Annotated in this window: 17 protein-coding genes; 10 read left to right on the top strand and 7 right to left on the bottom strand. The window is 69.7% G+C overall.

Annotated features, from left to right (window positions below):
- Nucleotides 1-41: 41 nt before the first annotated feature.
- Both QM728_RS04795 and QM728_RS04790 read left to right on the top strand, forming a co-directional pair.
- A complete protein-coding gene (locus QM728_RS04795; RefSeq protein ID WP_415030908.1) occupies nucleotides 42-1,817 on the top strand; it encodes an acetyl/propionyl/methylcrotonyl-CoA carboxylase subunit alpha in 1,776 nt (591 codons plus the stop codon).
- A gap of 11 nt (nucleotides 1,818-1,828) precedes the next feature.
- Entirely contained in the window at nucleotides 1,829-2,140 is a 312-nt protein-coding gene (locus tag QM728_RS04790; protein WP_415030907.1) for a hypothetical protein, read from the top strand.
- On the opposite strand, the gene QM728_RS04785 is transcribed toward QM728_RS04790, so the two are convergent.
- The gene (locus QM728_RS04785; protein ID WP_415030906.1) at nucleotides 2,137-3,051 is read right to left on the bottom strand and encodes a type IV toxin-antitoxin system AbiEi family antitoxin domain-containing protein; all 915 of its coding nucleotides are present in this window, start codon (nucleotides 3,049-3,051) and stop codon (nucleotides 2,137-2,139) included. The two genes, QM728_RS04790 and QM728_RS04785, sit on opposite strands and share 4 nt — an antisense overlap.
- A gap of 101 nt (nucleotides 3,052-3,152) precedes the next feature.
- Between QM728_RS04785 and QM728_RS04780 the strand changes: the two genes are divergently transcribed.
- The 5 genes from QM728_RS04780 (at nucleotide 3,153) to QM728_RS04760 (ending at nucleotide 10,767) form a co-directional block, all read left to right on the top strand.
- Nucleotides 3,153-4,541 (top strand): acyltransferase family protein, encoded by a 1,389-nt coding sequence (locus tag QM728_RS04780; protein ID WP_415030905.1) that lies wholly within the window; start codon nucleotides 3,153-3,155, stop codon nucleotides 4,539-4,541.
- Between the two features lie 111 nt (nucleotides 4,542-4,652).
- Entirely contained in the window at nucleotides 4,653-6,944 is a 2,292-nt protein-coding gene (metE, locus tag QM728_RS04775; protein WP_415030904.1) for a 5-methyltetrahydropteroyltriglutamate--homocysteine S-methyltransferase, read from the top strand.
- Between the two features lie 127 nt (nucleotides 6,945-7,071).
- A complete protein-coding gene (locus QM728_RS04770) occupies nucleotides 7,072-7,782 on the top strand; it encodes a hypothetical protein (protein WP_415030903.1) in 711 nt (236 codons plus the stop codon).
- Nucleotides 7,783-7,864: 82 nt separating this feature from the next.
- Nucleotides 7,865-9,316, top strand: coding sequence for an MFS transporter (locus QM728_RS04765; protein WP_415030902.1), 1,452 nt, complete (start codon nucleotides 7,865-7,867; stop codon nucleotides 9,314-9,316).
- A gap of 14 nt (nucleotides 9,317-9,330) precedes the next feature.
- Nucleotides 9,331-10,767, top strand: a complete 1,437-nt coding sequence (locus tag QM728_RS04760; RefSeq protein ID WP_415030901.1) for an MFS transporter — start codon at nucleotides 9,331-9,333, stop codon at nucleotides 10,765-10,767.
- Here the strand turns inward: QM728_RS04760 and QM728_RS04755 are convergent.
- Genes QM728_RS04755 through prpD form a run of 4 tightly spaced genes read right to left on the bottom strand, consistent with a single transcriptional unit; the run spans nucleotide 10,764 to nucleotide 17,688 of the window.
- The gene (locus QM728_RS04755; RefSeq protein WP_415030900.1) at nucleotides 10,764-14,144 is read right to left on the bottom strand and encodes a pyruvate carboxylase; all 3,381 of its coding nucleotides are present in this window, start codon (nucleotides 14,142-14,144) and stop codon (nucleotides 10,764-10,766) included. The two genes, QM728_RS04760 and QM728_RS04755, sit on opposite strands and share 4 nt — an antisense overlap.
- Nucleotides 14,145-14,150: 6 nt before the next feature.
- Complete coding sequence (locus QM728_RS04750) at nucleotides 14,151-15,275, bottom strand: bifunctional 2-methylcitrate synthase/citrate synthase (protein WP_415030899.1); 1,125 nt, start codon at nucleotides 15,273-15,275, stop codon at nucleotides 14,151-14,153.
- 2 nt (nucleotides 15,276-15,277) lie between these two features.
- On the bottom strand, nucleotides 15,278-16,186 hold the full coding sequence (prpB, locus tag QM728_RS04745; protein ID WP_415030898.1) for a methylisocitrate lyase: 909 nt from the start codon (nucleotides 16,184-16,186) through the stop codon (nucleotides 15,278-15,280).
- The gene (gene prpD, locus QM728_RS04740) at nucleotides 16,186-17,688 is read right to left on the bottom strand and encodes a 2-methylcitrate dehydratase PrpD (RefSeq protein ID WP_415030897.1); all 1,503 of its coding nucleotides are present in this window, start codon (nucleotides 17,686-17,688) and stop codon (nucleotides 16,186-16,188) included. The genes prpB and prpD overlap by 1 nt, the downstream gene beginning before the upstream one ends.
- A gap of 120 nt (nucleotides 17,689-17,808) precedes the next feature.
- On the opposite strand from prpD, the gene QM728_RS04735 reads away from it, so the two are divergent.
- Nucleotides 17,809-19,230, top strand: coding sequence for a short-chain fatty acyl-CoA regulator family protein (locus QM728_RS04735; protein ID WP_415030896.1), 1,422 nt, complete (start codon nucleotides 17,809-17,811; stop codon nucleotides 19,228-19,230).
- Between the two features lie 40 nt (nucleotides 19,231-19,270).
- On the opposite strand, the gene QM728_RS04730 is transcribed toward QM728_RS04735, so the two are convergent.
- Nucleotides 19,271-20,476, bottom strand: a complete 1,206-nt coding sequence (locus tag QM728_RS04730; protein ID WP_415030895.1) for a PucR family transcriptional regulator — start codon at nucleotides 20,474-20,476, stop codon at nucleotides 19,271-19,273.
- A gap of 123 nt (nucleotides 20,477-20,599) precedes the next feature.
- On the opposite strand from QM728_RS04730, the gene QM728_RS04725 reads away from it, so the two are divergent.
- The gene (locus QM728_RS04725; protein WP_415030894.1) at nucleotides 20,600-22,078 is read left to right on the top strand and encodes a flavin-containing monooxygenase; all 1,479 of its coding nucleotides are present in this window, start codon (nucleotides 20,600-20,602) and stop codon (nucleotides 22,076-22,078) included.
- Here the strand turns inward: QM728_RS04725 and QM728_RS04720 are convergent.
- Nucleotides 22,075-23,301: an acyl-CoA dehydrogenase family protein gene (locus tag QM728_RS04720; RefSeq protein ID WP_415030893.1), complete on the bottom strand. Its 1,227-nt coding sequence runs from the start codon at nucleotides 23,299-23,301 to the stop codon at nucleotides 22,075-22,077. The two genes, QM728_RS04725 and QM728_RS04720, sit on opposite strands and share 4 nt — an antisense overlap.
- Nucleotides 23,302-23,389: 88 nt before the next feature.
- On the opposite strand from QM728_RS04720, the gene QM728_RS04715 reads away from it, so the two are divergent.
- Nucleotides 23,390-24,592, top strand: coding sequence for a serine hydrolase (locus QM728_RS04715; RefSeq protein WP_415030892.1), 1,203 nt, complete (start codon nucleotides 23,390-23,392; stop codon nucleotides 24,590-24,592).

The raw sequence follows: 24,592 nt of genomic DNA, 5'->3' as shown, positions 1-24,592 counted from the left end.
AGACTTCGATGAGCACTACGCAGCCACCCACAGGAGACTCCGTGCCCCGAAAAGCCACGATCAGCAAAGTCCTCATCGCTAACCGCGGCGAGATCGCTGTCCGCGTGATCCGTGCGGCGCGCGACGCCGGGATCACCAGCGTGGCCGTCTACGCCGAGCCCGATGCCGATGCCCTGTTCGTGCAGCTCGCCGACGAGGCCTTCGCCCTGGGCGGACAGACCTCGGCCGAGTCCTACCTCGTCTTCGACAAGATCCTCGACGCCGCGAAGAAGTCCGGCGCCGACGCCATCCACCCCGGCTACGGATTCCTGTCCGAGAACGCCGACTTCGCCCAGGCCGTGATCGATGCCGGGCTCACCTGGATCGGCCCGTCGCCGCAGTCGATCCGCGACCTGGGCGACAAGGTCACCGCACGCCACATCGCCAAGAAGGCGAAGGCCCCGATGGCCGCGGGCACCAAGGACCCGGTAGCCGATGCCGACGAGGTCGTCGCCTTCGCGAAGAAGCACGGCCTGCCGGTCGCGATCAAGGCCGCCTTCGGCGGCGGTGGCCGCGGCATGAAGGTCGCGCAGACCATCGACGAGATCCCCGAACTCTTCGAGTCCGCGACCCGTGAGGCCGTCGCCGCCTTCGGTCGCGGCGAGTGCTTCGTCGAGCAGTACCTGGACAAGGCGCGCCACGTCGAGGCGCAGGTGATCGCCGACCAGCACGGCAACGTCGTCGTCGCCGGCACCCGCGACTGTTCGCTGCAGCGCCGCTTCCAGAAACTCGTCGAGGAGGCGCCCGCGCCGTTCCTGTCCGACGAGCAGCGCAAGAAGATCCACTCCTCCGCCAAGGCCATCTGCAAGGAGGCCGGCTACTACGGCGCCGGCACGGTCGAGTACCTCGTGCAGGGCGACACCGTTTCCTTCCTCGAGGTCAACACCCGCCTGCAGGTCGAGCACCCGGTCACCGAGGAAACCGCCGGCATCGACCTGGTCCGCGAGCAGTTCCGCATCGCCCAGGGCGAGAAGCTGGACATCACCAAGGACCCCGAGCCGCGCGGCCACTCGTTCGAATTCCGCATCAACGGCGAGGACGCCGGCCGCGGGTTCCTGCCCGCGCCGGGTCCGATCTCGGTTTACCGCGAACCGGCCGGCCCCGGCGTCCGCGTCGACTCGGGCGTGCGCCAGGGCGACGTCATCGGCGGCCAGTTCGACTCGATGCTCGCGAAGCTGATCGTCACCGGCGCCACCCGCGAGCAGGCCATCGAACGTGCCCGCCGCGCCCTCGACGAGTTCCGGGTCGAAGGCCTGGCCACCGTCATCCCGTTCCACCGCGCCGTCCTCGACGACCCCGCCTTCATCGGCAACGGCAAGAAGTTCGACGTCTACACGAAGTGGATCGAGACCGACTGGAAGAACGAAATCGAGCCGTTCGGCGGCGCCGAGACCGCCGACGAGGACTACACCCCGCCGCGCGAGACCGTCGTCGTCGAAGTCGAGGGACGCCGCGTCGAGGTGTCCCTGCCGGCCGACCTCGTCGGCGGCGGGGCCCGCGCCGGGGCCGTGCGGCGCAAGCCCAAGGCGCGCACGCGTGCCAAGTCCGGCGGTCTGACGCCCTCGGGCGACTCGATCCCCGCGCCGATGCAGGGCACCGTGGTCAAGGTCGCCGTCGCCGACGGCCAAGAGGTCGCGGAGGGTGACCTCATCCTGGTCCTCGAGGCCATGAAGATGGAGAACCCGGTGAACGCGCACAAGGCCGGCACCATCACCGGCCTGTCCGTCGCCGCCGGCGATGCCGTCACCGCGGGCACCGTCCTCGTCGAGATCAAGTAGCCCCGCGCGCGGTGGAAGCCGTCGAGATCAACGCCGGAGCCTGGTATCTGCGGGCCCTGCGCGACGACGATCGGGTGAGCGACGTGCCCGCCCTGGCCGACCTCGGCATCGACGATCCCGCCGCTTTCGTCGTGGCCGCCGACGAGGGCTGGGCCGACGAATCCCGCTTCACGTGGGCGGTCTGTGAACCGACCACCGGCGAGCTCATGTCGCTGATCACCGCCGCCGCCGGGCAGCCTCCGGTCGGACAACCGCGGTCGGGCCGGCAGCAAAGCCTCGACGACGCGCTCCCCGTCGTCGAACGGTTCCTGCAGTCGCTCTAGCAGAGCAGGCCGCGACGACCCAGCAGGAACCGGCAAGCAACGGCCACATCCCGGCGCTCCAGGTCGGTCCACGTCCACCGCAGGACGCGCACGCCCCGCGCGCGCAGCTTGTCGTCGCGGGCGATGGCCCGCCACGCGGCCGACAGGTTCGAGTCGCCCTTCACCCGGATGCGCTGGTAGCGCGCCGTCCCGTCGAACTCGCCGAGCACCCGGTGCCGCCAGTTCATGTCGGGCTCGGCCAGCACCTCACCGCCGGTGTCGACGACGGGGTGCTTGAGCCGTGGGCGCGGCAGACCGGCCGCCAGCAGTTGGGCGCGACACCACGATTCCCCCACGCCGTCGGCCAACGGCGACGCACACGCGAGTGCCCGCCGCAGGACCCCCGATCCGCGGTTGCGCACGAGAACGGCCAGCACCGCCGGCTGCGCGCCGCGGCGCAGCGCGGCGTCGAACACCGCGAGCGCACCGGCGAACCGCAGCGGTGCCGCCGCCGCCACGTCGACGGCGGTCCGCTCCAGCACGGTGACCGTGTGCCCACCGACTTCGGCGACCTCATCGGCGCCCAGCTCCGCGACGTGCACGCGCCGCAGGTTCCCGCGCACCCGCTGCGTCTCCTGCGGCACCGTGACGTGGACGTCCCGCAGGTCGGGTTTGAGCATCGGCAGTCCGTGCACGACGGCCGCCGACTCGTGGCTGAGGACGACCGCCGCCGAGCTGGTCACGTCGCCGAGCATCAGCCGGTGCCGGGCCTCGGGCGCGACGGCCCCCACCGGGACGTACAGGCCGGATCCGATGCGCTCGAGGGCGCCCGCCGTCACCGCGCGGTAGAGGGTGGTCGCGCTCATCCCGGACGCGACGACAGTGCGGCGGCGCACGGCCCCGTCGTGGTCGATCGGCAGTGTTGTCGTCATACTCTTTGGACGCACGCGGGGCCCAAACGGTTGCAACTCCCTACCGCGACTGAGTAGAACCACACATCCGATCGGCACGGCCGCAGCACAAGATTGAACCCATGAGCCTCTCTGTGTTTCCCTCCGCCAGCCGCGTTGCCGCGGGTACGCCCGCCGCACGCGACCGCGCCGTCGACGTCGCCCGCATCGTCAGCCTCCTGGTCGTCATGTTCGGGCACTGCACCTTCGTGCTCGCGACCGTCAACTCCGACGGCGTGAAGACGGGCAACCTGCTCGCCCAGGTCCCGCACCTGCAGCCGCTCACGTGGATCCTGCAGATCATGCCGCTGTTCTTCCTCGCCGGTGCCGCGTCGGCCGCCTACGGCCTCGACAGCCGATCGGTGGGCGACCGACAGCCCTGGGGCGTGTGGCTGCTCCGCCGTACCCAGCGCCTGGCCCGGCCGGTGTTCTGGTACCTGGCGGCATGGAGCCTGGCACTGGCGGCGACCCGCTTCTTCGCCGGCCCCACCGTCGCCGCCCGGATGGGCGAGCAGTGCGTAGCCCTGCTCTGGTTCATCGGCGTCTACATCGTGATCCTGGCCTTCGTCCCCGTACTCGCGCACCTGCGGACCCGACGGGGGTTCGCGCTCGTGGTCGTCGGACTGCTCGTCGCCGCCGCCCTGTGCGACGCCGCCCGCATCCACTTCGACTCGATGGCCTGGGGCATGCCGAACTTCGTGTTCGTGTGGCTGATCCCCGCCGCGATCGGTGTGGCCTATGCCCGCCGCCGGATCACCCCGACCGCCGCGCTGGCCATCGCCGTCGGCGCCCTCGCGCTGAACGTCGTCGTCGACGCCGTCGGACCCTACGAGGTGTCCCTGGTCGTGACCGGCAACGAGAAGCTGTCGAATGTCACCCCGCCGACCGTCGTCCTCGGCCTGCACTGCGTGTGGATGAGCCTGGCGTTCGTCGCCGCGGCGCGGCAGATCGGCCGGTGGGCACGGCGCCCGCGGGTGTGGCGCTGGGTCGCCATCGGCAACGGCGGCGCGATGACGCTGTACCTGTGGCACATCCCGGCCATCGTCGCGACGATCGCCCTGCTGCACGTCGCCGGCCTCGACGCCTACGACCCGGCCCAGCCGTACTTCTGGCCGCTGCTGGCGCTGCGGGCCGCCGCCTTCGCCGTCGTGATGACCGCGATGTTCGTCGCCCTGCTGCCGGCCGAGCACCGTCGCCTGCCCTGGTGGGACGACGACGTCACCGCGACCGGCGTCCGCGCGGCGGCCATGGGCGCACTGCTCTGTGCCGGCGGCGTCGCCATCCTCGTGATGGCCAAGATGAGCCTGGGCGCACCCCTCGGATGGGCCGGCCTGGTCGGCTTCTTCGCCGCCCTCGCCGCCGCCCGAGCGCTGGGTTCGGCCCCCGCCGACGAGTCCGATAGGATGGACGCGCTACCGGTGAGCGGCGGGTATGAGGAGCCCCTGGCCCACGCTGCATCGGCCGAGTCGTAGGCCCTGGCGCCACGGCTGTGGCAATGCCCGGTGGCACGCCCGGCACACCGTGCCCCGCGAGGCGGCCGAGCCGCCACCACACGCATGCGAAAAACCAGGAGCGCTACACACATGTCACAGGCACCGGACTTCACCGCGACGGTCGACGGAACCCCCCGCATCGGCCCGAACCGCGAGCTCAAACGGGCCATCGAGAGCTATTGGAAGGGTCAGACCGACCGTAAGTCGCTGGAGAAGGTCGCCGCCGGGCTGCGCGCGGACACCACCAAGCAGCTGCGCGCCGCCGGCTTCGACTCGATCCCGGTCAACACCTTCTCGTACTACGACCAGATGCTCGACACCGCGATCATGCTGGGCGCGCTCGCGCCGCGCTTCGCGTCGGTCACCGACGACCTGGACCGCTACTTCGCGGCCGCCCGCGGCACCGCCGAGCTGACGCCGCTGGAAATGACCAAGTGGTTCGACACCAACTACCACTACCTGGTGCCAGAGCTGTCGGCCGAGACCGACTACAAGCTGGACGCCACCAAGGTGCTCGCCGAGCTGGCCGAGGCCGGCGGCAAGGATGCCCGCCCGGTCGTGATCGGTCCGATCACCTTCCTGGCGCTGGCGAAGTCGACCGATGACACCAGCCCGTTCGAGAAGATCGACGAGGTCGTCGAGGTCTACGAGCAGCTGCTCGGCAAGCTGGCCGAGGCCGGTGCGCAGTGGGTGCAGATCGACGAGCCCGTCCTGGTCACCGACATCGTCGACAACGCCGACGAGGTCTCGACCGCCGCCGAGGTCGCCGGTTCGGTCTACGCGCGCCTGTCGGGCGCCAAGAACCGTCCGTCGATCTTCGTCAACACCTACTTCGGCGACCCCGGCGCCAAGGTCCTCGAGGCCCTCGCCGGCACCGACATCGAGGCCATCGGCGTCGACCTGGTCTACGGCAGCGCCGACACCCTCAAGAAGGTGCCGTCGCTCTCGTCGAAGCTGCTGGTCGCCGGCGTGGTCAACGGCCGCAACATCTGGCGCACCGACCTCGACAAGGCCCTGGCCACCCTCGAGTCGGTCAAGGGCCTCGCCCGCTCCGTCGCGGTGTCGACCTCCTGCTCGACGCTGCACGTGCCGTACTCGCTGGACCCGGAGACCGAGCTCGACGACAACCTGCGCGGCTGGCTGGCCTTCGCGGCCGAGAAGTTCGGCGAGGTCCGCGTCCTGGCGACCGCGTTCACCAAGGGCAAGGATGCCGCCGCCAAGGAGTTCGCGGCCTCGGCCGCCGCACTGGCGACCCGGGCCACCGATCCGCGCGTGAAGGTCGCCGCGGTGCGCGAGCGCCTGGCCGCCGTCACCGAGGACCAGCTGGCCCGCGGAGAGAGCGCCGGTCGCCTGGCCGCCCAGCAGGAGCGCCTCGGCCTCCCGTTGCTGCCGACCACCACCATCGGCTCGTACCCGCAGACCGCCGCGATCCGCAACGCCCGCGCCGCGCTCCGCAAGGGCGAGATCGACGAGGCCGAGTACAACAACCGGATGCGCTCGGAGATCGACGACGTCATCAAGCTGCAGGAAGACCTGGGCCTGGACGTCCTGGTGCACGGCGAGCCCGAGCGCAACGACATGGTGCAGTACTTCGCCGAGCAGCTCGACGGCTTCTTCGCGACGCAGAACGGCTGGGTGCAGTCGTACGGCACCCGCTGCGTGCGCCCGCCGATCCTCTTCGGCGACGTCGTGCGCCAGCAGCCGATGACCGTCGACTGGATCACCTACGCGCAGTCGAAGACCAAGAAGCCGGTCAAGGGCATGCTGACCGGCCCGGTCACCATCCTCGCGTGGTCGTTCGTGCGCGACGACCAGCCGGAGAAGGATTCGGCCAACCAGATCGCCCTGGCGATCCGCGACGAGTGCGTGGACCTGGAGAAGGCCGGCATCGGCGTCATCCAGGTCGACGAGCCCGCCCTGCGCGAGCTGCTGCCGCTGCGCGACGCCGACAAGCCCGAGTACCTGAAGTGGGCGGTGGACTCGTTCCGCCTGTCGACGGCGGGCGTCGAGGACACCACGCAGATCCACACGCACCTGTGCTACTCGGAGTTCGGCGAGGTCATCGGCGCGATCGCCGATCTCGACGCCGACGTCACCTCTATCGAGGCGGCCCGCTCGGCGATGGAGGTCCTCGACGACCTGAACGCCGTCGGCTTCAAGAACGGTGTGGGCCCCGGTGTCTACGACATCCACTCGCCGCGCGTCCCCTCCACCGAGGAGATGACCAAGTCGCTGCAGGCCGCACTCAAGGCCGTGCCGGCCAACCGCCTGTGGGTCAACCCGGACTGCGGTCTGAAGACCCGCGGCAACGAGGAGGTCACCGCCTCGCTGCGCAACCTGGTCGACGCCGCCAAGGCCGTCCGCCCAGCTGCGAACGCGTAACCGCGACCAAGCACCGACGGCGCCCCGCACAGCACCCGCTGTGCGGGGCGTCGTCGTCTGCCTGAACCTGGGCCCTCCTGCGTAGCGCTCTGAGGCTGCACTAGAGGCGTCGGGTAATCTGCGCCGCATGAGATTGCGACGTCACTCCGACGCCCCCACCACCGACGGCACCGCCGTCGCCCCCGCCACCATCGAGCCCGGCGCCGAGGGCGTCGTCGTGTCCGCCGAGGTGAACGCCTCCGTCGACGACCCGTCGACGTGGGACAAGACCGTCGACAAGTTCACCAAGACCGCGCTGTTCACCGCGAAGAGCATGCGCTGGTTGATCCTCGGCATCGTCGTGGCCGCCGCACTGCTCGGCATCGCCGCCATCGTGGTCGGCGTGGCGGCCTGGCACGGCTTCTCCCACTGGCACCTGCCGATCGGCATCCTGATCGTCGTGTTGGCCTGCCTGCCCGCGGTCCTGCTGCCGCTGTGGGTGCACAAGCGCACGCTGCCGCTCACCCAGGCCATCGAGCACCCGAAGGACCTGCTGGCGCAGGCACACCTGTACGCCACCAACTTCACGAGCAACGCCGATCTCTCGGCGTTCACCTCCGTCGCCAAGCGAAAGCACCGCTTCCGCCCCACCAACCTGTGGAAGATGACGAAGGCGCTGGCGGTCACCACCGAGCGCGTGCAGCCGAGCATGGACACCGAGCCGCTGCTGGCCGCGTTCATGCCCGTCTACCTCAAGACGCTGTGGGTGATCGTGCTGGTGACGGCCTGGGCGCTGGTGGCCGCTCTCGTCGTCCTCGTGGTCTCGGTGATCGCCCTCGTGGCGGGCTGGACGCCCTAGCAGCCGGGTAGGGCCTGACCCGTATCCTTGTCGTTAAGACGAACGCCACCCGGCGTTCATCTCAAGCGAACGAGGACAGCCCGTGCCGACGACCAGCAGCCGCCACGCCGCCAGCGCGGCCGGCGCGCGGACCACCGGGCGCGACGCGCGACCGGGACTGGTCATCGCCGTGCTCGCCGTCGCCGGTGTGGCCGTGTCGTTGATGCAGACGATCATCATCCCGCTCGTCCCGAAACTGCCCGACTATCTGCACACCACCAACGGCAACACCGCGTGGGCGCTGACCATCACCCTGCTCACCGCCGCCATCGCCATGCCGATCGCCGGACGCCTCGGCGACATCCACGGCAAGCGGCTGGTCCTGATCCTGAGCCTGCTCGTCGTCGTCGCGGGGTCGGTCGTGTGCGCCGTCACCGACACCATCGGCCCGTTCCTCGTCGGCCGCGCGCTGCAGGGCCTGGGCATGGGCGCCGTCGCGCTCGGCATCAGCATCCTGCGCGACGTGCTGCCCGAAGAGCGCCTGGGCAGCGCGGTGGCACTGATGAGCGCGGCGCTGGGGATCGGCGGCACACTCGGCCTCCCGATCGCCGCCGTCATCGCGCAGCACAACTGGGACGCCCTGTTCTGGAGCGCCGCCGGATTCACCCTGCTGTGCCTGCTCGCGGTGGTCGCCGTCGTACCGGAGACGCCGACCCATCGGGCGCGCTTCGACTACCTCGGCGCCATCGCCCTGGCGACGGCGCTGGTCCTGCTCCTGGTCCCACTCAGCAAGGGCGTCGTCTGGGGCTGGCGCTCCCCCGCCATCGTCGCGATGCTCCTCGGTGCTGCCGTCGCGTTCGCCGCGTGGATCGCCGTCGAGACCCGGAGCCGGTACCCCCTGGTCGACCTGCACACGTTCTCCACCCGCGCCGTCGCCGTCACCAACGCCGCGTCGGCGGCGACCGGCTTCGGCTACTTCGCGATCACGGTGGTGCCGATCATGCTGCTCATGGCGCCGGCGGCCTCCGGCAACGGCAACGACATGGCGATGCGCACCGCCGGGCTCTACCTCATCCCCGGCGGCCTGATGATGGTGGTCTTCGCCGCCGTCGGCGCCATCGTGGCGAAGAAGCTCGGCGGCCGCATCGCGCTGGCGACCGGCGGCGTCGTCATGTCGCTGGGCTATCTCTTGGCCCTGATCCCGCTCGGCGCCGGATGGCACATCGAACCGTGGTTCGTGATGGTCATCGCCAGCACCGTCTCCGCCGGGATCGGCATCGCCTACGCCGTCATGCCCGCGCTCATCATGGCCGCCGTCCCCCAGCGCCAGACCGGTGAGGCGAACGGGGTGAACTCGCTGATCAGGTCGCTCGGCACGGCCGTGGCCGCGGCCGTCGTCGGCATGCTGCTGGCCCACTACATCGTCGACCTCGACGGCAAGGCCTACCCCACGACCACCGGCTACATCGCCGCCGTCGTCGTCTCCCTGGCCGCGTGCGTGCTGACCACGCTGTGCGCGCTGGCCATTCCAACCTCGACCGAGCCCACAGAGTAGGCCCCGCACACACCATGCCCACCACACCCGGCCGGTCTCCGGCTGTCATCATCGCCGTGCTCTGCGCAGCCGGCATCGCCGTCTCGCTGATGCAGACCATCATCGTTCCGCTGATCCCGTGGCTGCCCCAATACCTCCACTCGAGCGGCGACAACACCGCGTGGGCGCTGACCGCGACCCTGCTCACCGGTGCGGTGTCGACGCCGATCTCCGGACGCCTCGGCGACATGTACGGCAAACGCCTGATCATGGTGCTGTGCTTGGCCGCCGTCGTCGTCGGCTCGGTCGTCTGCGCGATGACCGAGCAACTGACCCCGTTCCTCATCGGCCGCGCCCTCGAGGGCTTCGGCATGGGGGCGATCGCCCTGGGCATCAGCATGATGCGCGACACCCTGCCGCCCGAGCGCCTCGGCAGCGGGATCGCCGCGATGAGCTCGTCGCTCGGCGTCGGCGGCGCCCTCGGCCTGCCCATCGCCGCCGTTATCGCCCAGGCGCACTGGCACGCCCTGTTCTGGGGCGCCGGAGCGATCACCCTGGCGTGCCTGGTGGCGATCCTCCTCGTCATGCCGCCGTCGCCGACGCAGCGGAGCGCCGGCTTCGACTACCTGGGCGCCCTCGGCCTCGCCGCCGCGCTGACCCTGCTGCTGCTCCCGTTGAGCAAGGGCGCAACCTGGGGGTGGACCACCCCGCTGACCCTGGGGCTGTTCGCCGCCGCCGTGATCGTCTTCGCACTGTGGGCGGCATACGAGTGGCGCCGCGACGACCCGCTCGTCGATCTGCGCACCACCGCGCAGCGCACGGTCGCGCTGACCAATGCGGCATCGCTGGCCACTGGGTTCGCCCTGTTCTCCATGTCGATCATCCCGGTCCAACTGCTCATGGCCCCCGCGCTGACCGGCAACGGCAACGGTCTGTCGATGGTCAAGGCCGGTTTGTTTCTCGCCCCCGGCGGCCTGGTCATGTTCGCCTTCTCCAACGTCGGCGCCCGCATCATCCGGCTGTTCGGCGGCCGCCGGTCGCTGACCATCGGTGCCGCGGTGATGGGTCTGGGCTACCTATTCCTGCTCGTCATGCTGATCGCGGATTGGCACATCGGACCGTGGCACCTCGTCGCCATCACCAGCATCATCTCGGCGGGCATCGGCATGGCCTACGCCGCGATGCCGTCGCTGATCATGGGTGCGGTCCCGCTCCGGCAGACCGGCGAGGCCAACGGCGTCAACGCGCTGATGCGCTCGCTCGGCATGTCGTCGGCGTCGGCCATCGTCGGCATGGTGTTGGCCACCTACGTGATCGTCCTGCAGCTGCCGTCGGAGCGGGGCGGCACGGAGCCGCACGCCTTCCCGTCGAACACGGGCTACCTGATCGCGACGATCATCTCGCTGATCGCCTGCGTGATCGCGGTGGTCTGCGCGTCGATGCTCCGCGGCGAGGTCGAGCCCGTCGACTAGGCCAGTTCGACGATGAGGTCGCCGCCGTGCGCGGCGGCGTGCGAGCCCAGCGGCAGCGCGGTGACGGTGCCGGCGCGCGGCGCGGTGATGGTGGACTCCATCTTCATCGCCTCGATGGTGCCGATAGGGTCGCCCGCCGCGACGGTGTCGCCGACGGTGACCTTGATCGCGACCGCACCGTCGAACGGGGCACCGATGTGGCGCGGGTTCTGCGGGTCGGCCTTGGCGGCCGCGGTCGGGGCGTCGGCGATGGACTTGTCGCGGACGACGACCGAGCGCAGCTGGCCGTTGACCGTGCACATGACCGTGCGCTCGCCGTTCTCGTCGACGTCGCTGACGGCGGCGAGGCCGATGGTGCGCTCGACGCCCGGCTCCAGCTCGACGCGTTCCTCGACGCCCGCGCGCAGGCCGTACAGGAAGGCGTTGGCCGACAGGCCCGAGGTGTCGCCGTACTTCTCGCGGTGCTCGGCGAGGTCGGCGGTCGGGCCGGGGAACAGCAGGCGGTTGAGCGTCTCGCGCCGCTCCGTGCCCGGCTTGGCGAGGACCGCGCGGTCGGCCTTGCTGACCTTCTCCTCCGGCGGGGCCTCGCCACGGCCCTTGAGGACCTCGCTGCGCAGCGGCTCCACCCAGCCGCCGGCCGGGGTGCCCAGCTCGCCGCGGAAGAAGCCGATCACCGAGTCCGGGATGTCGTAGGCCTCGGGGTTCGCCGCGAACTCGTCGGCGGTGATGCCCTTGGCCACGAGGGTCAGGGCGAGGTCGCCGACGACCTTGGACGACGGGGTGACCTTGACCAGGCGCCCGAGCATACGGTCGGCGCCGGCGTAGGCGTCCTCGATGGTCTCGAACTGGTCGGCCAGGCCGAGTGCCGCGGCCTGCTGGTACAGGTTCGACAGCTGGCCGCCGGGGATCTCGTGCTGGTACACGCGGCCGGTCGGCGGGTGCTGGCCGACGTCGAAGGGGGCGTACACCTTGCGCAGCGCCTCCCAGTACGGCTCCAGCGCCAGCACGTTGTCCAGATCGAGCCCGGTGGCCCGCGAGGTGCCGTCGAAGGCGGCCACAATCGCCGAGAGCGACGGTTGACTCGTCGAGCCCGACAGCGGCGCGCTGGCGCCGTCGATGGCGTCTGCACCGGCCTCGACCGCGGCCAGGTAGGTCGCGAGCTGGCCGCCGGCGGTGTCGTGGGTGTGCACGTGGACCGGCAGGTCGAAGTTCGAGCGCAGCGCGGTCACCAGCTTGGCGGCGGCCGGCGGGCGCAGCAGGCCGGCCATGTCCTTGATGGCGATGATGTGGGCGCCCGCGCCGACGATCTCCTCGGCGAGCTTGAGGTAGTAGTCGAGCGTGTAGAGGTCCTCGGCCGGGTTCGAGAGGTCGCCGGTGTAGCAGAGCGCGACCTCGGCGACGGTCTTGCCCTCTTCGAGCACGGCGTCGATCGCCGGCCGCATGGCGTCGACGCTGTTGAGCGCGTCGAAGATGCGGAAGATGTCGATTCCGGTGCGGGCCGCCTCCTCGACGAAGGACGTCGTCACGATCGTCGGGTACGGGGTGTAGCCGACGGTGTTCGCGCCGCGCAGCAGCATCTGCAGGCAGATGTTCGGCATGGCCGCGCGCAGCTTCTCCAGCCGCTCCCACGGGTCTTCCTTGCAGAAGCGCAGCGCGGTGTCGTAGGTGGCGCCGCCCCAGCACTCCACCGAGAACAGCTGCGGCGTCAGCGAGGCGACATACGGCGCGACGCGGACCAGGCCGCTGGTGCGCAGCCGGGTGGCCAGCAGCGACTGGTGTGCGTCGCGGAAGGTGGTCTCGGTGACGCCGACGGCGTCCTGGTTCCGCAGCACCGAGGCGAAGCCCGTGGGGCCGAGGTCGCGCAGGCGGTCGGCACTGCCCGGCTCCGGCTCGGCGGCAAGGGTCAGCCCGGCGAGCTTCTCGCGCGGGCGGATGACCGTCGCGGGCCGCTCGTACTCGCGGTTGATGGTGATGTCGGCGAGCAGCTCGAGCAGTCGGGCCCACTTGGCGTCCGACGGGTGGCTGACCAGCAGTTCGGGGTGCTCGGCGATGAACCCGGTGGTCACCGCGCCGGCGACGAACTCGGGGTCCGACAGGAGCGACAGCAGGAACTCGATGTTGGTGGACACCCCGCCGATGCGGAACTCACCCAGCGCGCGGCGGGCGCGGGTCAGCGCCGCCTCGCGGGTCTTGCCGCGACAGGTGACCTTGACCAGCATCGAGTCGAAGTAGCCGGAGATCTCCGCGCCCAGGTAGGTGCCGCCGTCGATGCGGACGCCGGCGCCGCCGGGCGAACGGTAGGTCGTGATCGTCCCGGTGTCGGGACGGAAGTCGTTGGCCGGGTCCTCGGTCGTGATGCGGCACTGCACGGCGAAGCCGTGGGTCTCGATCTGGTCCTGCGTGATGCCCAGCTCGGGCAGCGTCGCGCCGGCCGCGATCTGCAGCTGCGCAGCGACCAGGTCGACGTCGGTGACCTCCTCGGTCACCGTGTGCTCGACCTGGATGCGCGGGTTCATCTCGATGAAGACGTAGTGGCCGTCGGGGGCCAGCAGGAACTCGACGGTTCCCGCCCCGACGTAGCCGATGGCCTTGGCGAAGGCGACGGCGTCGTTGCAGATCGCCTCGCGCAGCTCCGGCGCCAGATCGGGCGCGGGCGCCTGCTCGACGACCTTCTGGTGGCGGCGCTGCACGCTGCAGTCGCGCTCGAAGAGGTGCACGACGTTGCCGGCCGAGTCGCCGAGGATCTGCACCTCGATGTGGCGCGGCGAGGGCACCGCCTGCTCGATGAACACGGTCCCGTCGCCGAAGGCGGACTCCGCCTCGCGGGAGGCCGCGGCGAGGGCCTCGGGCAACTGTTCGGGGGTGTCGACGTGGCGCATGCCGCGCCCGCCGCCACCGGCGACCGCCTTGACGAACAGCGGGAAGCGCATCTTGCCGCCCGCCTTGGCGAGGGCGTCCAGGTCCGTGCTCGGCTCGGTGGATTCGAGCACCGGGACGCCGGCCTTCTTGGCGGTGGCGACGGCCGTCGCCTTGTTGCCGGTCCAGTCGAGCACGTCGGCCGGTGGGCCGACGAAGGTCAGCCCGGCCTCGTCGCAGGCACGGGCCAGCCCCGGGTTCTCCGACAGGAAGCCGTAGCCCGGGTAGATGGCGTCGGCGCCGGACTCGCGAGCCACGTCGATGATCGCGTCGATGTCCAGATAGGCGCGGACCGGGTGGCCCGGCTCCCCGATCTGGTACGACTCATCGGCGGCGTTGCGGTGCAGCGCGTTGCGGTCCTCGTACGGGTAGATCGCGACGGTCTGCAGACCGAGCTCGCGGCACGCGCGAATGGCGCGTACCGCGATCTCGGACCTGTTGGCGACAAGGACCTTGTGCACGGGCGATCAGGCCTTCTTGGGCACTTCGCGCTGGGGCTCGCCGTTGTAGGCGCTCAGCGGGCGGATCAGCGCGTTGGCGGCGGTCTGCTCGATGATGTGCGCGGTCCAGCCGGTGACGCGGGCCATGACGAAGATGGGCGTGAAGACGCCGATGTCGAAGCCCATCAGGTGGTAGGCCGGGCCGGTCGGGAAGTCCAGGTTCGGCTTGATGCCGGTCCGGTCGTCCATCTGCTTGGCCAGCTCGTCGTAGATGCCGAGCCACTTGGTCTCGCCGAGGTGGTTGGACACCTCGACCAGCGCCTCGTGCATGGTCGGCACGCGCGAGTCACCGTTCTTGTAGACGCGGTGGCCGAAGCCCATGATCTTTTCCTTGTTGGCGCGCTTGGCGTCGAGCCACTCGGTGACGCGCTCGGGGCGGTCGATGTCGATCATGTCGTGCATGACGGCCTCGTTGGCACCGCCGTGCAGCGCACCCTTGAGGGCGCCGATGCCGGCGGTGACCGCGCTGTAGATGTCCGACGTCGTCGAGGAGACCACGCGGGAGGCGAAGGTCGACGCGTTGAAGCTGTGCTCCGCGTACAGGATCAGCGACTGGTTGAACGCCTTGACGATGACCTCGTCGGGGACCTCGCCGAAGCTCATCTTCAGGAAGTTCTCGGCGTAGCCCAGCTTGGGGTCCGGCGCGATGGCCTTCTCCCCGCGACGACGGCGCATGTCGGCGGCGACGATGGTGGGCAGCACGGCGAACATGCGCTGCGCCTTGTCCAGGTCGGCCTCCGGCGACGGGTCGTCCTCCTTGGGGTCCTGGGTACCCAGGAAGCTGATCATCGTGCGGCAGACGTCCATCGGGTGACAGTTGTCCGGGATTCGCTCGAGGACCTCTTCGGCCGTCTTGTCGAGCTTGCGGTGGGCGCGCTCGTTCTTCTCGAACTCGGCCAGCTGCTTGGCGTTCGGCAGCTCGCCGTGCCAGAGCAGGTAGGCGACCTCTTCGAAGGAGCAGTTCTTCGCCAGGTCCTGCACGGCGTAGCCGCGGTAGGTCAGCGAGTTGGTCTCCGGGACGACCTTGGAGATCGCGGTGTAGTCGACGACGACGCCGGCCAGACCCTTGTAGATGGTGGGTTCTTCACTCATGGTCATGCTCCTGGGATCTTGAAGTTGAAGGTAGCCGAATCGAACTCGTTGTACTCGGGGTACCGCAGCAACTCGTACAGGCGCGAACGGTGCTGCATCCCGTCGAGCAGACCCTCCTGGGTCCCCTTGTCCGAGATCTCGCGCAGCCCGGCCTCGACGGCGCCCATCGCGATGCGCAGCGTGGTCACCGGGTAGATGACCGCGTTGTAGCCGAGGTCCTGCAGCTGCTGGGCGGTGAGCAGGTCGGACTTGCCGAACTCGGTCATGTTGGCCAGCAGCGGGATGTCGACGGCCTTGCGGAAGGCCTCGAACTCGCCGGCGTCCTTGAGCGCCTCGGTGAAGATGAGGTCGGCACCGGCGTCGACGTAGGCCTTGGCCCGGTCGATGGCGGCGTCGAGGCCCTCGATGGCACGGGCGTCGGTGCGGGCGCAGATGACGAAGTTCTCGTCGCGGCGGCCCTCGACGGCGGCACGCAGTCGCTTGACCATCTCACCGGGCTCCACGACGGCCTTGCCGTCGAGGTGGCCGCAGCGCTTCGGGTTGACCTGGTCCTCCAGGTGGCAGCCGGACAGGCCGGCGTCCTCGAGCTGGGCGATGGTGCGCGCCGCGCTCATCGGCTCGCCGAAGCCGGTGTCGGCGTCGATCAGCGACGGCAGGTTGGTCGCGCGGGCGATCTGGCCGCCGCGGCCGGCCACCTCGGTGAGGGTGGTCAGGCCGATGTCCGGCAGGCCCAGGTCGGCCGAGAGGACCGCGCCCGAGATGTAGACGCCCTCGAAGCCGATGTCCTCGACCAGCTTCGAGCACAGCGGGGAGAAGGATCCCGGCCAGCGCTGGAGCTTGCCCGAGGCCAGCCCCTTGCGCAGCGCCTTGCGCTTGTCGGTGTCGGTAATCGCAGAGGAGAAGAGATCCATCAGAAGATCCCCTCGCCGACCTTGGGCGCACGCTCGAGGACCTTCTTCTCGACGAGGACGTTCAGCGCGTCCACGCCGCCGGCCTTGACGGCGTCGAGGCCCTCGGCGACCTCCAGGAAGCGGGCCTGCTCCTTCGGCGCGATGACGCCGCTGGCCAGCTTGGTGAACTTGTCCTTGTACTGCTCGCGGGCGAACGGACGCGCACCCAGCGGGTGGGCGTCGGCGACGGCGAGCTCGTCCTCGATGACCGAGCCGTCCTTCATGGTGATGACCGCGCGGGCGCCGAAGGCCTTCTCGTTGGGGTCCTCGCTGTGGTAGCGGCGGGTCCACTCCGGGTCCTCGACGGTGGAGATCTTGTTCCACAGTGCGACGGTGTCGGGCCGGGCGGCGCGCTCGGGGGCGTAGGAGTCCTTGAAGTCCCAGGTGCCGTCCTGCAGGGCCACGGCGAAGATGTACATCACCGAGTGGTCGAGCGTCTCGCGGCTGGCGGTCGGGTCGAACTTCTGCGGGTCGTTCGAACCGGTGCCGATGACGACGTGGGTGTGGTTCGAGGTGTGCAGCACGATCGACTCGATGTCGTCGATGTTGCCGACCTTCTCGCGCATGCGGCGGGCGAGGTCGATCGGGGCCTGGCTCTGGTACTCCGCGGAGTGCTCCTTGGTGTAGCTGTCCAGGATGGCGCGCTTCTCCTCGCCGGGGCCCGGCAGCGGCACGGTGTAGGAGGCGTCCGGGCCGTCGAGCAGCCACGCGATGACGCCGTCCTCGCCCTCCCAGATCGGCGACGGGGCGCCCTCGCCGCGCATCGCGCGGTCGACGGCCTCGATGGCGACCTTGCCGGCCAGCGCCGGGGCGTAGGCCTTCCAGCTGGAAATCTCGCCCTTGCGGGACTGGCGGGTGGCGGTCGTCAGGTGCAGCGCCTGGCCGATCGCCTGGTAGATGGTGTCGACGTCGAGGCCCAGCATGGTGCCGATGCCGGCGGCGGCCGACGGGCCGAGGTGCGCGACGTGGTCGATCTTGTGCTTGTGGAGCGAGATGCCGCGGACGAGGTCGATCTGGACCTCGTAGGCGGTCGCGAGGCCGCGGATCAGGTCGTGGCCGGAGCAACCCTTGTGCTGAGCGACGGCGACCAGCGGCGGGATGTTGTCACCGGGGTGGCTGTACTCGGCGGCGAGGAAGGTGTCGTGGAAGTCGAGCTCGCGGACGGCGACGCCGTTGGCCCAGGCGGCCCACTCCGGCGAGTAGCCGCCCTTGACGCCGAACACCTGGGCGCCGGGCTTGGCCGGGTGCTTGAGCGCCTGCTCGCGCGCCGTCGTCGGCGGGCGGCGGTCGACCGAGGCCGCGCTGACGGCGGCGTTGTCGATGACGCGGTTGATGATCATCTCCCGGGTGTCGGCCGGAACCTCCACCGGATCGACGGCCATCTTGGCGATCTTGTAGGCGAGGTGCTCTTCCTTGGGGAAGTCTTCGGCGCTGCGGTGGGTACGAACCTTGTGATTGATCATGATTCGCACAGTACGCAATGCCCCACACCCGGTGAAAGACCGGGCAGATGTGTATTTTGCGTATTTCTGCACACCCCCTTGTGATGCTTGTGAACGTTTTTCGGAGTATTGTCTGGTCACATGCCCAAAGCCTTCGCCGGAGCCCGGTTGCGGCGCCTGCGCGAGGAGCAGCGAATCTCCCAGGCGGCCCTCGCCCGGCGCCTCGGCCTCTCCACGAGCTACGTGAACCAGCTCGAGAACGGGCACCGCCCGCTGACGGTCCCGGTGCTCCTCGCGCTGAGCCGAGAATTCGACCTGCACGCCGAATACTTCGCCACCGATTCGGACGCCCGCCTCGTCGGCGACCTCTCCGAGGCCGCGCAGCACACCGAGTTCGACGGCATCAGCCAGCACGAGATCGAGGAGCTCGTCGCGCGCATGCCGCGCGTCGGCAAGGCCATGGTCGGCATGCACCGCCGGCTCGTCGCCGCGACCAACGAGCTCGAGACCTACCGCGCCACCGTCGCCCGGGACGAAGTCGAGAAGCCGCGGGCGTCGACGCCCTTCGAGGAGGTCCGCGACTTCTTCTACGACCGCAACAACTACATCCACTCGCTCGATCTGGCCGCCGAGCAGATGTTCGCCGACCTCGGCCTGCGGATCGGCGGACTAGACGAGCAACTCGCCGCGGTGCTCGAGCGCGACCACCGCATCACCGTGACCCTGGCCGACCCCGGCGACCACGAGAACCGCAAGCGGGTCTACGACCCGGCGACGCGGACGCTCACCCTGGCCCGCCACCTGCGCCCCGGGCAGCGCGCGTTTCAACTGGCCACCCAGCTCGCCTTCCTCACCCAGCGCCAGGCCATCGACGCCATCGCCGCCGACGCCGACGGCATCAGCGAGGAATCGATCCCGGTCGCCCGCGTCGGGTTGGCCAACTACTTCGCCGGGGCGCTGGTGCTCCCCTACACGCGCTTCGCCGAGGCGGCCGAGGCCGCGCGCTACGACATCGAGCTGTTGGGCCTGCGCTTCGAGGTGGGCTTCGAGACGGTGTGCCACCGGCTGTCGAGCCTGCAGCGGCCGGGCCGACGCGGCGTGCCGTTCATCTTCGTGCGCACCGACCGCGCCGGGAACATCTCCAAGCGGCAGTCGGCGACCGCCTTCCACTTCTCCCGCGTCGGCGGCAGCTGTCCGCTGTGGGTGGTGCACGACGCGTTCACCACGCCCGGCCGCATCGTCACCCAGGTGTCGTCGATGCCCGACGGCCGCTCCTACTTCTGGCTGGCCCGCACCGCCGACGAGCCGATGCAGGGCTATCTGGGGACGCGCAGCGGTTTCGCCATCGGCCTGGGCTGCGACCTCTCCTATGCCGACCGGCTCGTCTACTCCACCGGCGTCGACCTCGACGACCCGCGCAAGAACATCCCGATCGGCGCCGGCTGCAAGGTCTGCGACCGCCCCGACTGCGCCCAGCGCGCCTTCCCCCAGTTGGGCCGGCCGATCGTCGTCGACGACAACGTCGCCGAGTCCGCGCCCTACCGCTCGCCGACGGCGCCCTGAACTGCCGGCCCGGCAGAATTCTTGCGCCCACCCGGCGGAGTCAATCCTGCCAACGGCGCACCTCCAGCGCCGCGGCCACCGCGATCGCGTTGCCGCCCAGCGCCCCGCCGGGCAGCAACTCCTCCGCCTTGGCCAACCGGCGCACGACCGTGTTGCGGTGGGTGAACAACCGCTCGGCGGTGGCCGTCGAATTGCACTGCTCGGCAAACCAGGTGCGCAGGCACTCGCGCAACTCGGAATCGGCGGCGGCCAGATCCCCGAGGGTCTGCTGCACGAAGTCGTCGACGACGGTCCGGTCCTCGCTGAGCGCTCCGAGAAGAGCGAGATCGGCATAGCGGACGACGGCGCGCTCGGCGCCGAGCCGCACCACCGTCTGGTCCGCCGCCAGCGCCTGGAAGTGACTGCGGCGAAAGGCCTCGCGCCCCGAGCCGGATCGGCCGATCGCCACGCGGACACCGTCGGGTACCGCGCGCTCGTCGACGTCGAGCACATCCGTCGGGAACCACACCCACAGTCGATCGGCGCCGGCCAGGACGGTCAGCCGCCGATCCACCCGGTTGGCCGCCATGATCGCGTCGCACACCGCTTCCAGCCGCTTCATCGGGATCCCCGCGCCACTGAGCACGACCGCCGTGTGCGGCCCGGCCAACCGGTAGTGCAACTGCGCCTCGGCGCGCGCGTCATCGATGGGCGCGCCCTCCAGCACCAGCGCGACCGCCGCACGGCGCTCGGCATGGGTGTCGCCCGCGAGCTGGGCCCGCGCGACAGCGATCTGCTCGGCCAGCGCCTCGACGGTGTCGTCGAGGAACGTGCCGATGGACTGCGACGTCACGTCGAGGACCTCGCGCAGCACCCCCGGGTCGTCGGTGAGCGCGAAACACACCTCCATCCACCGTCGCCAGGCGACCGACTGCGCCGTGCGGAACGCGTCGAGCAGACCGGAATCCAATCCCCGGCGCACCATTTCGCGGACCATCGCGGCGCCGTCGTCGATGACGCGGATCGGCACGCGCGCGCCGGGCGCCGCGACGTTGTGCTGCGCCCACTGCGCGAGGTTGGCCATGTTGGTGCCGACCAGCGCGTCGACGAGGGTGCGATCGCCGGCGATCTCGTCGAGTCGCACGCCGCGCAGCGCCGCGCTGTTGAAGTCGTCGATCCACTCCGCGGGCGGGTCCAGCACCAGCTCGGCGCCCTGGACGATCACCGCCGCCGCAGCGGGCGACGGGACTGGCCACTCCGTTTCCATCTGATCATTATGCACTGATAGATCCGATGAACTGGTGCAGATCGCCCTTGTCTCATTCGTCCCGAGCGCGGACCATTGATGTCAACGGCCATTGACATGGTCGACCGGCCCACAGGAGAACCCATGACCACCACCCCCGACTACGACGTCGTCATCATCGGCGCCGGCATTTCCGGTATCGGCGCGGCGCACTACCTGCGCACCGAACACCCGGAGAAGTCGTTCACCATCATCGAGTCGCGCGACCAGATCGGCGGCACCTGGTCGCTGTTCAAGTACCCGGGCCTGCGGTCGGACAGCGATCTGCACACCTTCGGCTACGAGTTCAAGCCGTGGACCGACAGCCAGGCCATCGCCGACGCGCCGCGCATCCTCGACTACCTGAACGAGGCCATCGCCGACGACAACCTCGAAGAGGCGATCACCTTCAACCGCCGCGTCGTCGCCGCCAACTGGTCCGAGGACAAGCAGGTCTGGGAGCTCACCGTCGCCCCCACCGACTCGAAGAAGAAGGCGGAGACGGTCACCGCGCGCTGGGTCTTCGCCGGTACCGGCTACTACAACTACGACCAGGGTTTCCAGCCCGAGTTCCCCGGCGAGAAGTCGTTCCAGGGCGAGATCATCCACCCGCAGCACTGGCCGGAGGATCTCGACTACACCGGCAAGAAGGTCGTCGTGATCGGCAGCGGCGCCACCGCCGTCACCCTCATTCCGTCGATGTCCCGCGACACCGACCACATCACGATGCTCCAGCGCACCCCGAGCTACATCATCCCGCTGCCGCGCGAGGACGTCATCGCCAACACCTTGAAGAAGACCCTCGGCGACAAGCGCGGCTACAAGGTCAGCCGACAGAAGAACATCCTGCAGCAGAAGGTCATGTACCAGTTCTGCCAGCGCTTCCCGAAGCTCGCGCGCAAGGCGATCCGCCAGGTCAACGCCAGCCAGCTGCCCAAGGACTTCGACGTCGACACGCACTTCAACCCGCCGTACAACCCGTGGGACCAGCGACTGTGCGTCGTGCCCGATGCCGACCTCTACAAGGAGGTGCGCGCCGGCCGGGCGTCGATCGTCACCGCCAACATCAAGACCTTCGACGCCACCGGCATCGAGCTGACCGACGGCAGCCACCTGGACGCCGACATCATCGTCAGCGCGACCGGCCTGAACCTGCAGCTGTTCGGCGGAATGGAGCTGTCGATCGACGGCAAGCCGGTCGACCTGTCCGAGGCCGTCGCCTACCGCGGCGCCATGCTCTCGGGCATCCCGAACTTCATGCTCGCCATCGGCTACACGAACTCGTCGTGGACGTTGAAGATCGGCCTGCTGTGCGAGTGGTTCTGCCGCGTGCTGACGCACATGGACGCCGACGGCTACACGTCGGTCCGCCCGATCGCCCCGAAGGGCATGGACACGCGCCCGCTCCTCGACTTCGACGCCGGCTACGTCAAGCGGGCGCTGCACATGCTGCCCAAGCAGGGCACCGTCGACCCGTGGAAGACGACGATGGCCGTCTCGCACGACGTCAAGAACCTGCGCAAGGGCGCCGTCGACGACGGCTTCCTGCTCTACGAGAAGGCCAAGGTTCCGGCGAAGGTCTAGTCGCGCAACAGGCCCTTGGCCACGTGGGTCACCTGGATCTCGTTGGAGCCCGCGTAGATCATGAGCGACTTGGCGTCGCGGGCGAGCTGCTCGACGCGGTACTCGGCCATGTAGCCGTTGCCGCCGAAGAGCTGCACGGCCTCCATGGCGACGTCGGTGGCCGCGCGCGAGGAGTACAGCTTCATCGCCGACGCCTGCGCGAGGGTCGGCGGCTTGCCCGCCTTCATCGCCTCCATGGCGACGAACAGCATGTTCTGCACGTTGATGCGCGCGACCTCCATCTCGGCCAGCTTGAGCTGGATGAGCTGGAACTGGGCGATCTCCTGGCCCCACAGCTTGCGGTTCTTGGCGTAGTCGACCGAGAGCCGCAGGCACTCGTTGATGATGCCCAGCGACAGGGCGGCGATGCCGATGCGCTCGGCGGTGAAGCCCGCCTTGGCGCTGTCGCCGCCGCGCTTGTCGCTGCCGGTGTCCTCGGTCTCACCCAGCAGACGGTCCGCGGAGAGCTTGACGTTGTCGAAGAACAGCTCGCCGGTAGGCGAGCTCATCATGCCCATCTTCTTGAACGGCTTGCCCTGGGTCAGCCCGTCCATGCCCTTGTCGAGGACGAAGGTCAGCACCTTGCGGTCGCGCATCGGGGTGCCGTCGCCCTCGTCGAGCTTGGCGAACACGACGATCGTGTCGGCGTAGGGGCCGTTGGTGATGAAGGTCTTCTGGCCGTTGAGGATGTAGCCGCCGTCGCCGTCGCGCTTGACGTAGGTCTTCATGCCGCCGAGGGCGTCCGAGCCGCTGTCCGGCTCGGTGATGGCCCACGCGCCGACCTTCTCCATGGTGACCAGCTCGGGCAGCCAGCGCTTCTTCTGCGCGAGGGTGCCGCGCGAGCGGATCGTCGACACGGTCAGGCCCATGCTCACGCCCATCGAGCCGATCAGGCCCAGGCAGACGCCCGCCAACTCCATGTTGAGGATCATCATCATCGACGACGCCAGCGTCGACGACCCGCCGGCCTTCTTCTTTTCGCCCGACTCCTCGGCGTCGAGTTCCTTCGCGAGCTGGTCGGCGTTCATCTGGTCCACGCCGAAGGTCTTCAGCAGCTTCCGGGTGATGTCGTACGGCGGGAGCTGGCCGGTCTCGAGCTCGTCGATGTGCGGGCGGATCTCCTTGTCGATGAACGCACGCAGCGCATCGCGCACCATCAGGTCTTCGTCGGACCATTCGAACATTGCTGCCTCCCGGGGCTGTAGCGACTCTTGAAGTAGAACGTGTTCTAGTTGTCGGCCATTGTGCCAGGCGTCACTAGGGTTGGTGGGCATGGATGACCTTTCGGTGCTGACCGACGTCGGCGACGAGGAGCACACCCGCGACGAACAGTCCGCCGTCGACGCCATCTGGTCGTCGGCACTGGACTGGTACCGCGCCGGGCAGCAACCGGCGCTGCAGGTGTGCGTGCGCCGCGGCGGCCGCGTCCTGCTCAACCGCGCCGTCGGCCACGCCTGGGGCGGCGGACCCGACGATCCGCCCGACGCCGAGCAGATCCCCGTCGCCGTCGACACCCCGTTCTGCTGCTACTCGACCGGCAAGGCGCTGGCCGCGACGATCGCGCACCTCCTCGTCGAGAAGAAGGTGTGGCGCCTGTCCGACCGGGTCACCGACTACCTGCCCGAGTACGGCGCCCACGGCAAGGGCCGCACCACCATCGACCAGGTCCTCACCCACCGGGCCGGGGTGCCGGTGCTGAACGGTTCCAAGCCCGATCCGAAGCGGATGCGCGAGAGCGCCTACGCGCGCGAGATGCTCAGCGAACTCCGGCCCATCTACCCGCCCGGCACGGTGCACCTCTACCACGCGCTGACGTGGGGCCCGCTGATGCGCGAGCTGGTACTCGCCGCGACCGGTCGCAGCATCCGCGACATCGCGGCGAGCGAGATCCTCGATCCGCTGGGCTTCCGGTGGACCAACTTCGGCGTGAAGGACTGGCAGGTGCCGCAGGTGGCCCCGAGCCATGCCACCGGGACGTCGAGCTCGGCGCTGATGGACTCGGTGTTCGCCAAGGCGGTCGGCGGGACGATGTACGACATCATCCCGATCTCCAACAGCCCCGAGTACCTCACCGACGTCATCCCGTCGTCGAACCTGGTGTCCAACGCTGAGGAGCTGTCGCTGTTCGCGGAGTTCCTGCGCCGCGGCGGCGAGTTGAACCACCTCCGGGTGCTGAACCCGGGGACGGTCGAGCGCGCCACCCGGCAGCGCCGACGCCTGCGGCCGGACGCCGCGACCGGCGGGGTACCGCTGCGCTGGGGCACCGGGTACATGCTGGGGTCGAAGCGCTTCGGGCCGTTCGGCGCAGACGGCCAGCACGCCTTCGGACACACCGGCCTGACCCAGGTCGCCATGTGGGCCGATCCGTCACGCGACCTCGCCGTCGGCATCATGAGCTCCGGCAAGCCGGTCAGCGGCAACGACCCGACGCTGTACGCCGCGCTCACATCGACGATCAACCGCTCGCTGGGCTAG

Origin of the sequence: Gordonia sp. (in: high G+C Gram-positive bacteria) (genome assembly GCF_047602025.1) — a bacterium.
GTDB lineage: Bacteria > Actinomycetota > Actinomycetes > Mycobacteriales > Mycobacteriaceae > Gordonia.
Note: the sequence above shows the minus strand (reverse complement) of the source record. Positions and strands in the feature narration are given on the sequence as shown.

Bases quoted from the DNA above. Each gene is read 5' to 3' on its own strand.
- QM728_RS04785 (WP_415030906.1), bottom strand. From the start codon at position 3,051: ATGACGACAACACTGCCGATCGACCACGACGGGGCCGTGCGCCGCCGC.
- QM728_RS04780 (WP_415030905.1), top strand. From the start codon at position 3,153: ATGAGCCTCTCTGTGTTTCCCTCCGCCAGCCGCGTTGCCGCGGGTACG.
- metE (WP_415030904.1), top strand. From the start codon at position 4,653: ATGTCACAGGCACCGGACTTCACCGCGACGGTCGACGGAACCCCCCGC.
- QM728_RS04770 (WP_415030903.1), top strand. From the start codon at position 7,072: ATGAGATTGCGACGTCACTCCGACGCCCCCACCACCGACGGCACCGCC.
- QM728_RS04760 (WP_415030901.1), top strand. From the start codon at position 9,331: ATGCCCACCACACCCGGCCGGTCTCCGGCTGTCATCATCGCCGTGCTC.
- QM728_RS04750 (WP_415030899.1), bottom strand. From the start codon at position 15,275: ATGAGTGAAGAACCCACCATCTACAAGGGTCTGGCCGGCGTCGTCGTC.
- prpB (WP_415030898.1), bottom strand. From the start codon at position 16,186: ATGGATCTCTTCTCCTCTGCGATTACCGACACCGACAAGCGCAAGGCG.
- prpD (WP_415030897.1), bottom strand. From the start codon at position 17,688: ATGATCAATCACAAGGTTCGTACCCACCGCAGCGCCGAAGACTTCCCC.
- QM728_RS04735 (WP_415030896.1), top strand. From the start codon at position 17,809: ATGCCCAAAGCCTTCGCCGGAGCCCGGTTGCGGCGCCTGCGCGAGGAG.
- QM728_RS04730 (WP_415030895.1), bottom strand. From the start codon at position 20,476: ATGGAAACGGAGTGGCCAGTCCCGTCGCCCGCTGCGGCGGCGGTGATC.
- QM728_RS04725 (WP_415030894.1), top strand. From the start codon at position 20,600: ATGACCACCACCCCCGACTACGACGTCGTCATCATCGGCGCCGGCATT.
- QM728_RS04720 (WP_415030893.1), bottom strand. From the start codon at position 23,301: ATGTTCGAATGGTCCGACGAAGACCTGATGGTGCGCGATGCGCTGCGT.
- QM728_RS04715 (WP_415030892.1), top strand. From the start codon at position 23,390: ATGGATGACCTTTCGGTGCTGACCGACGTCGGCGACGAGGAGCACACC.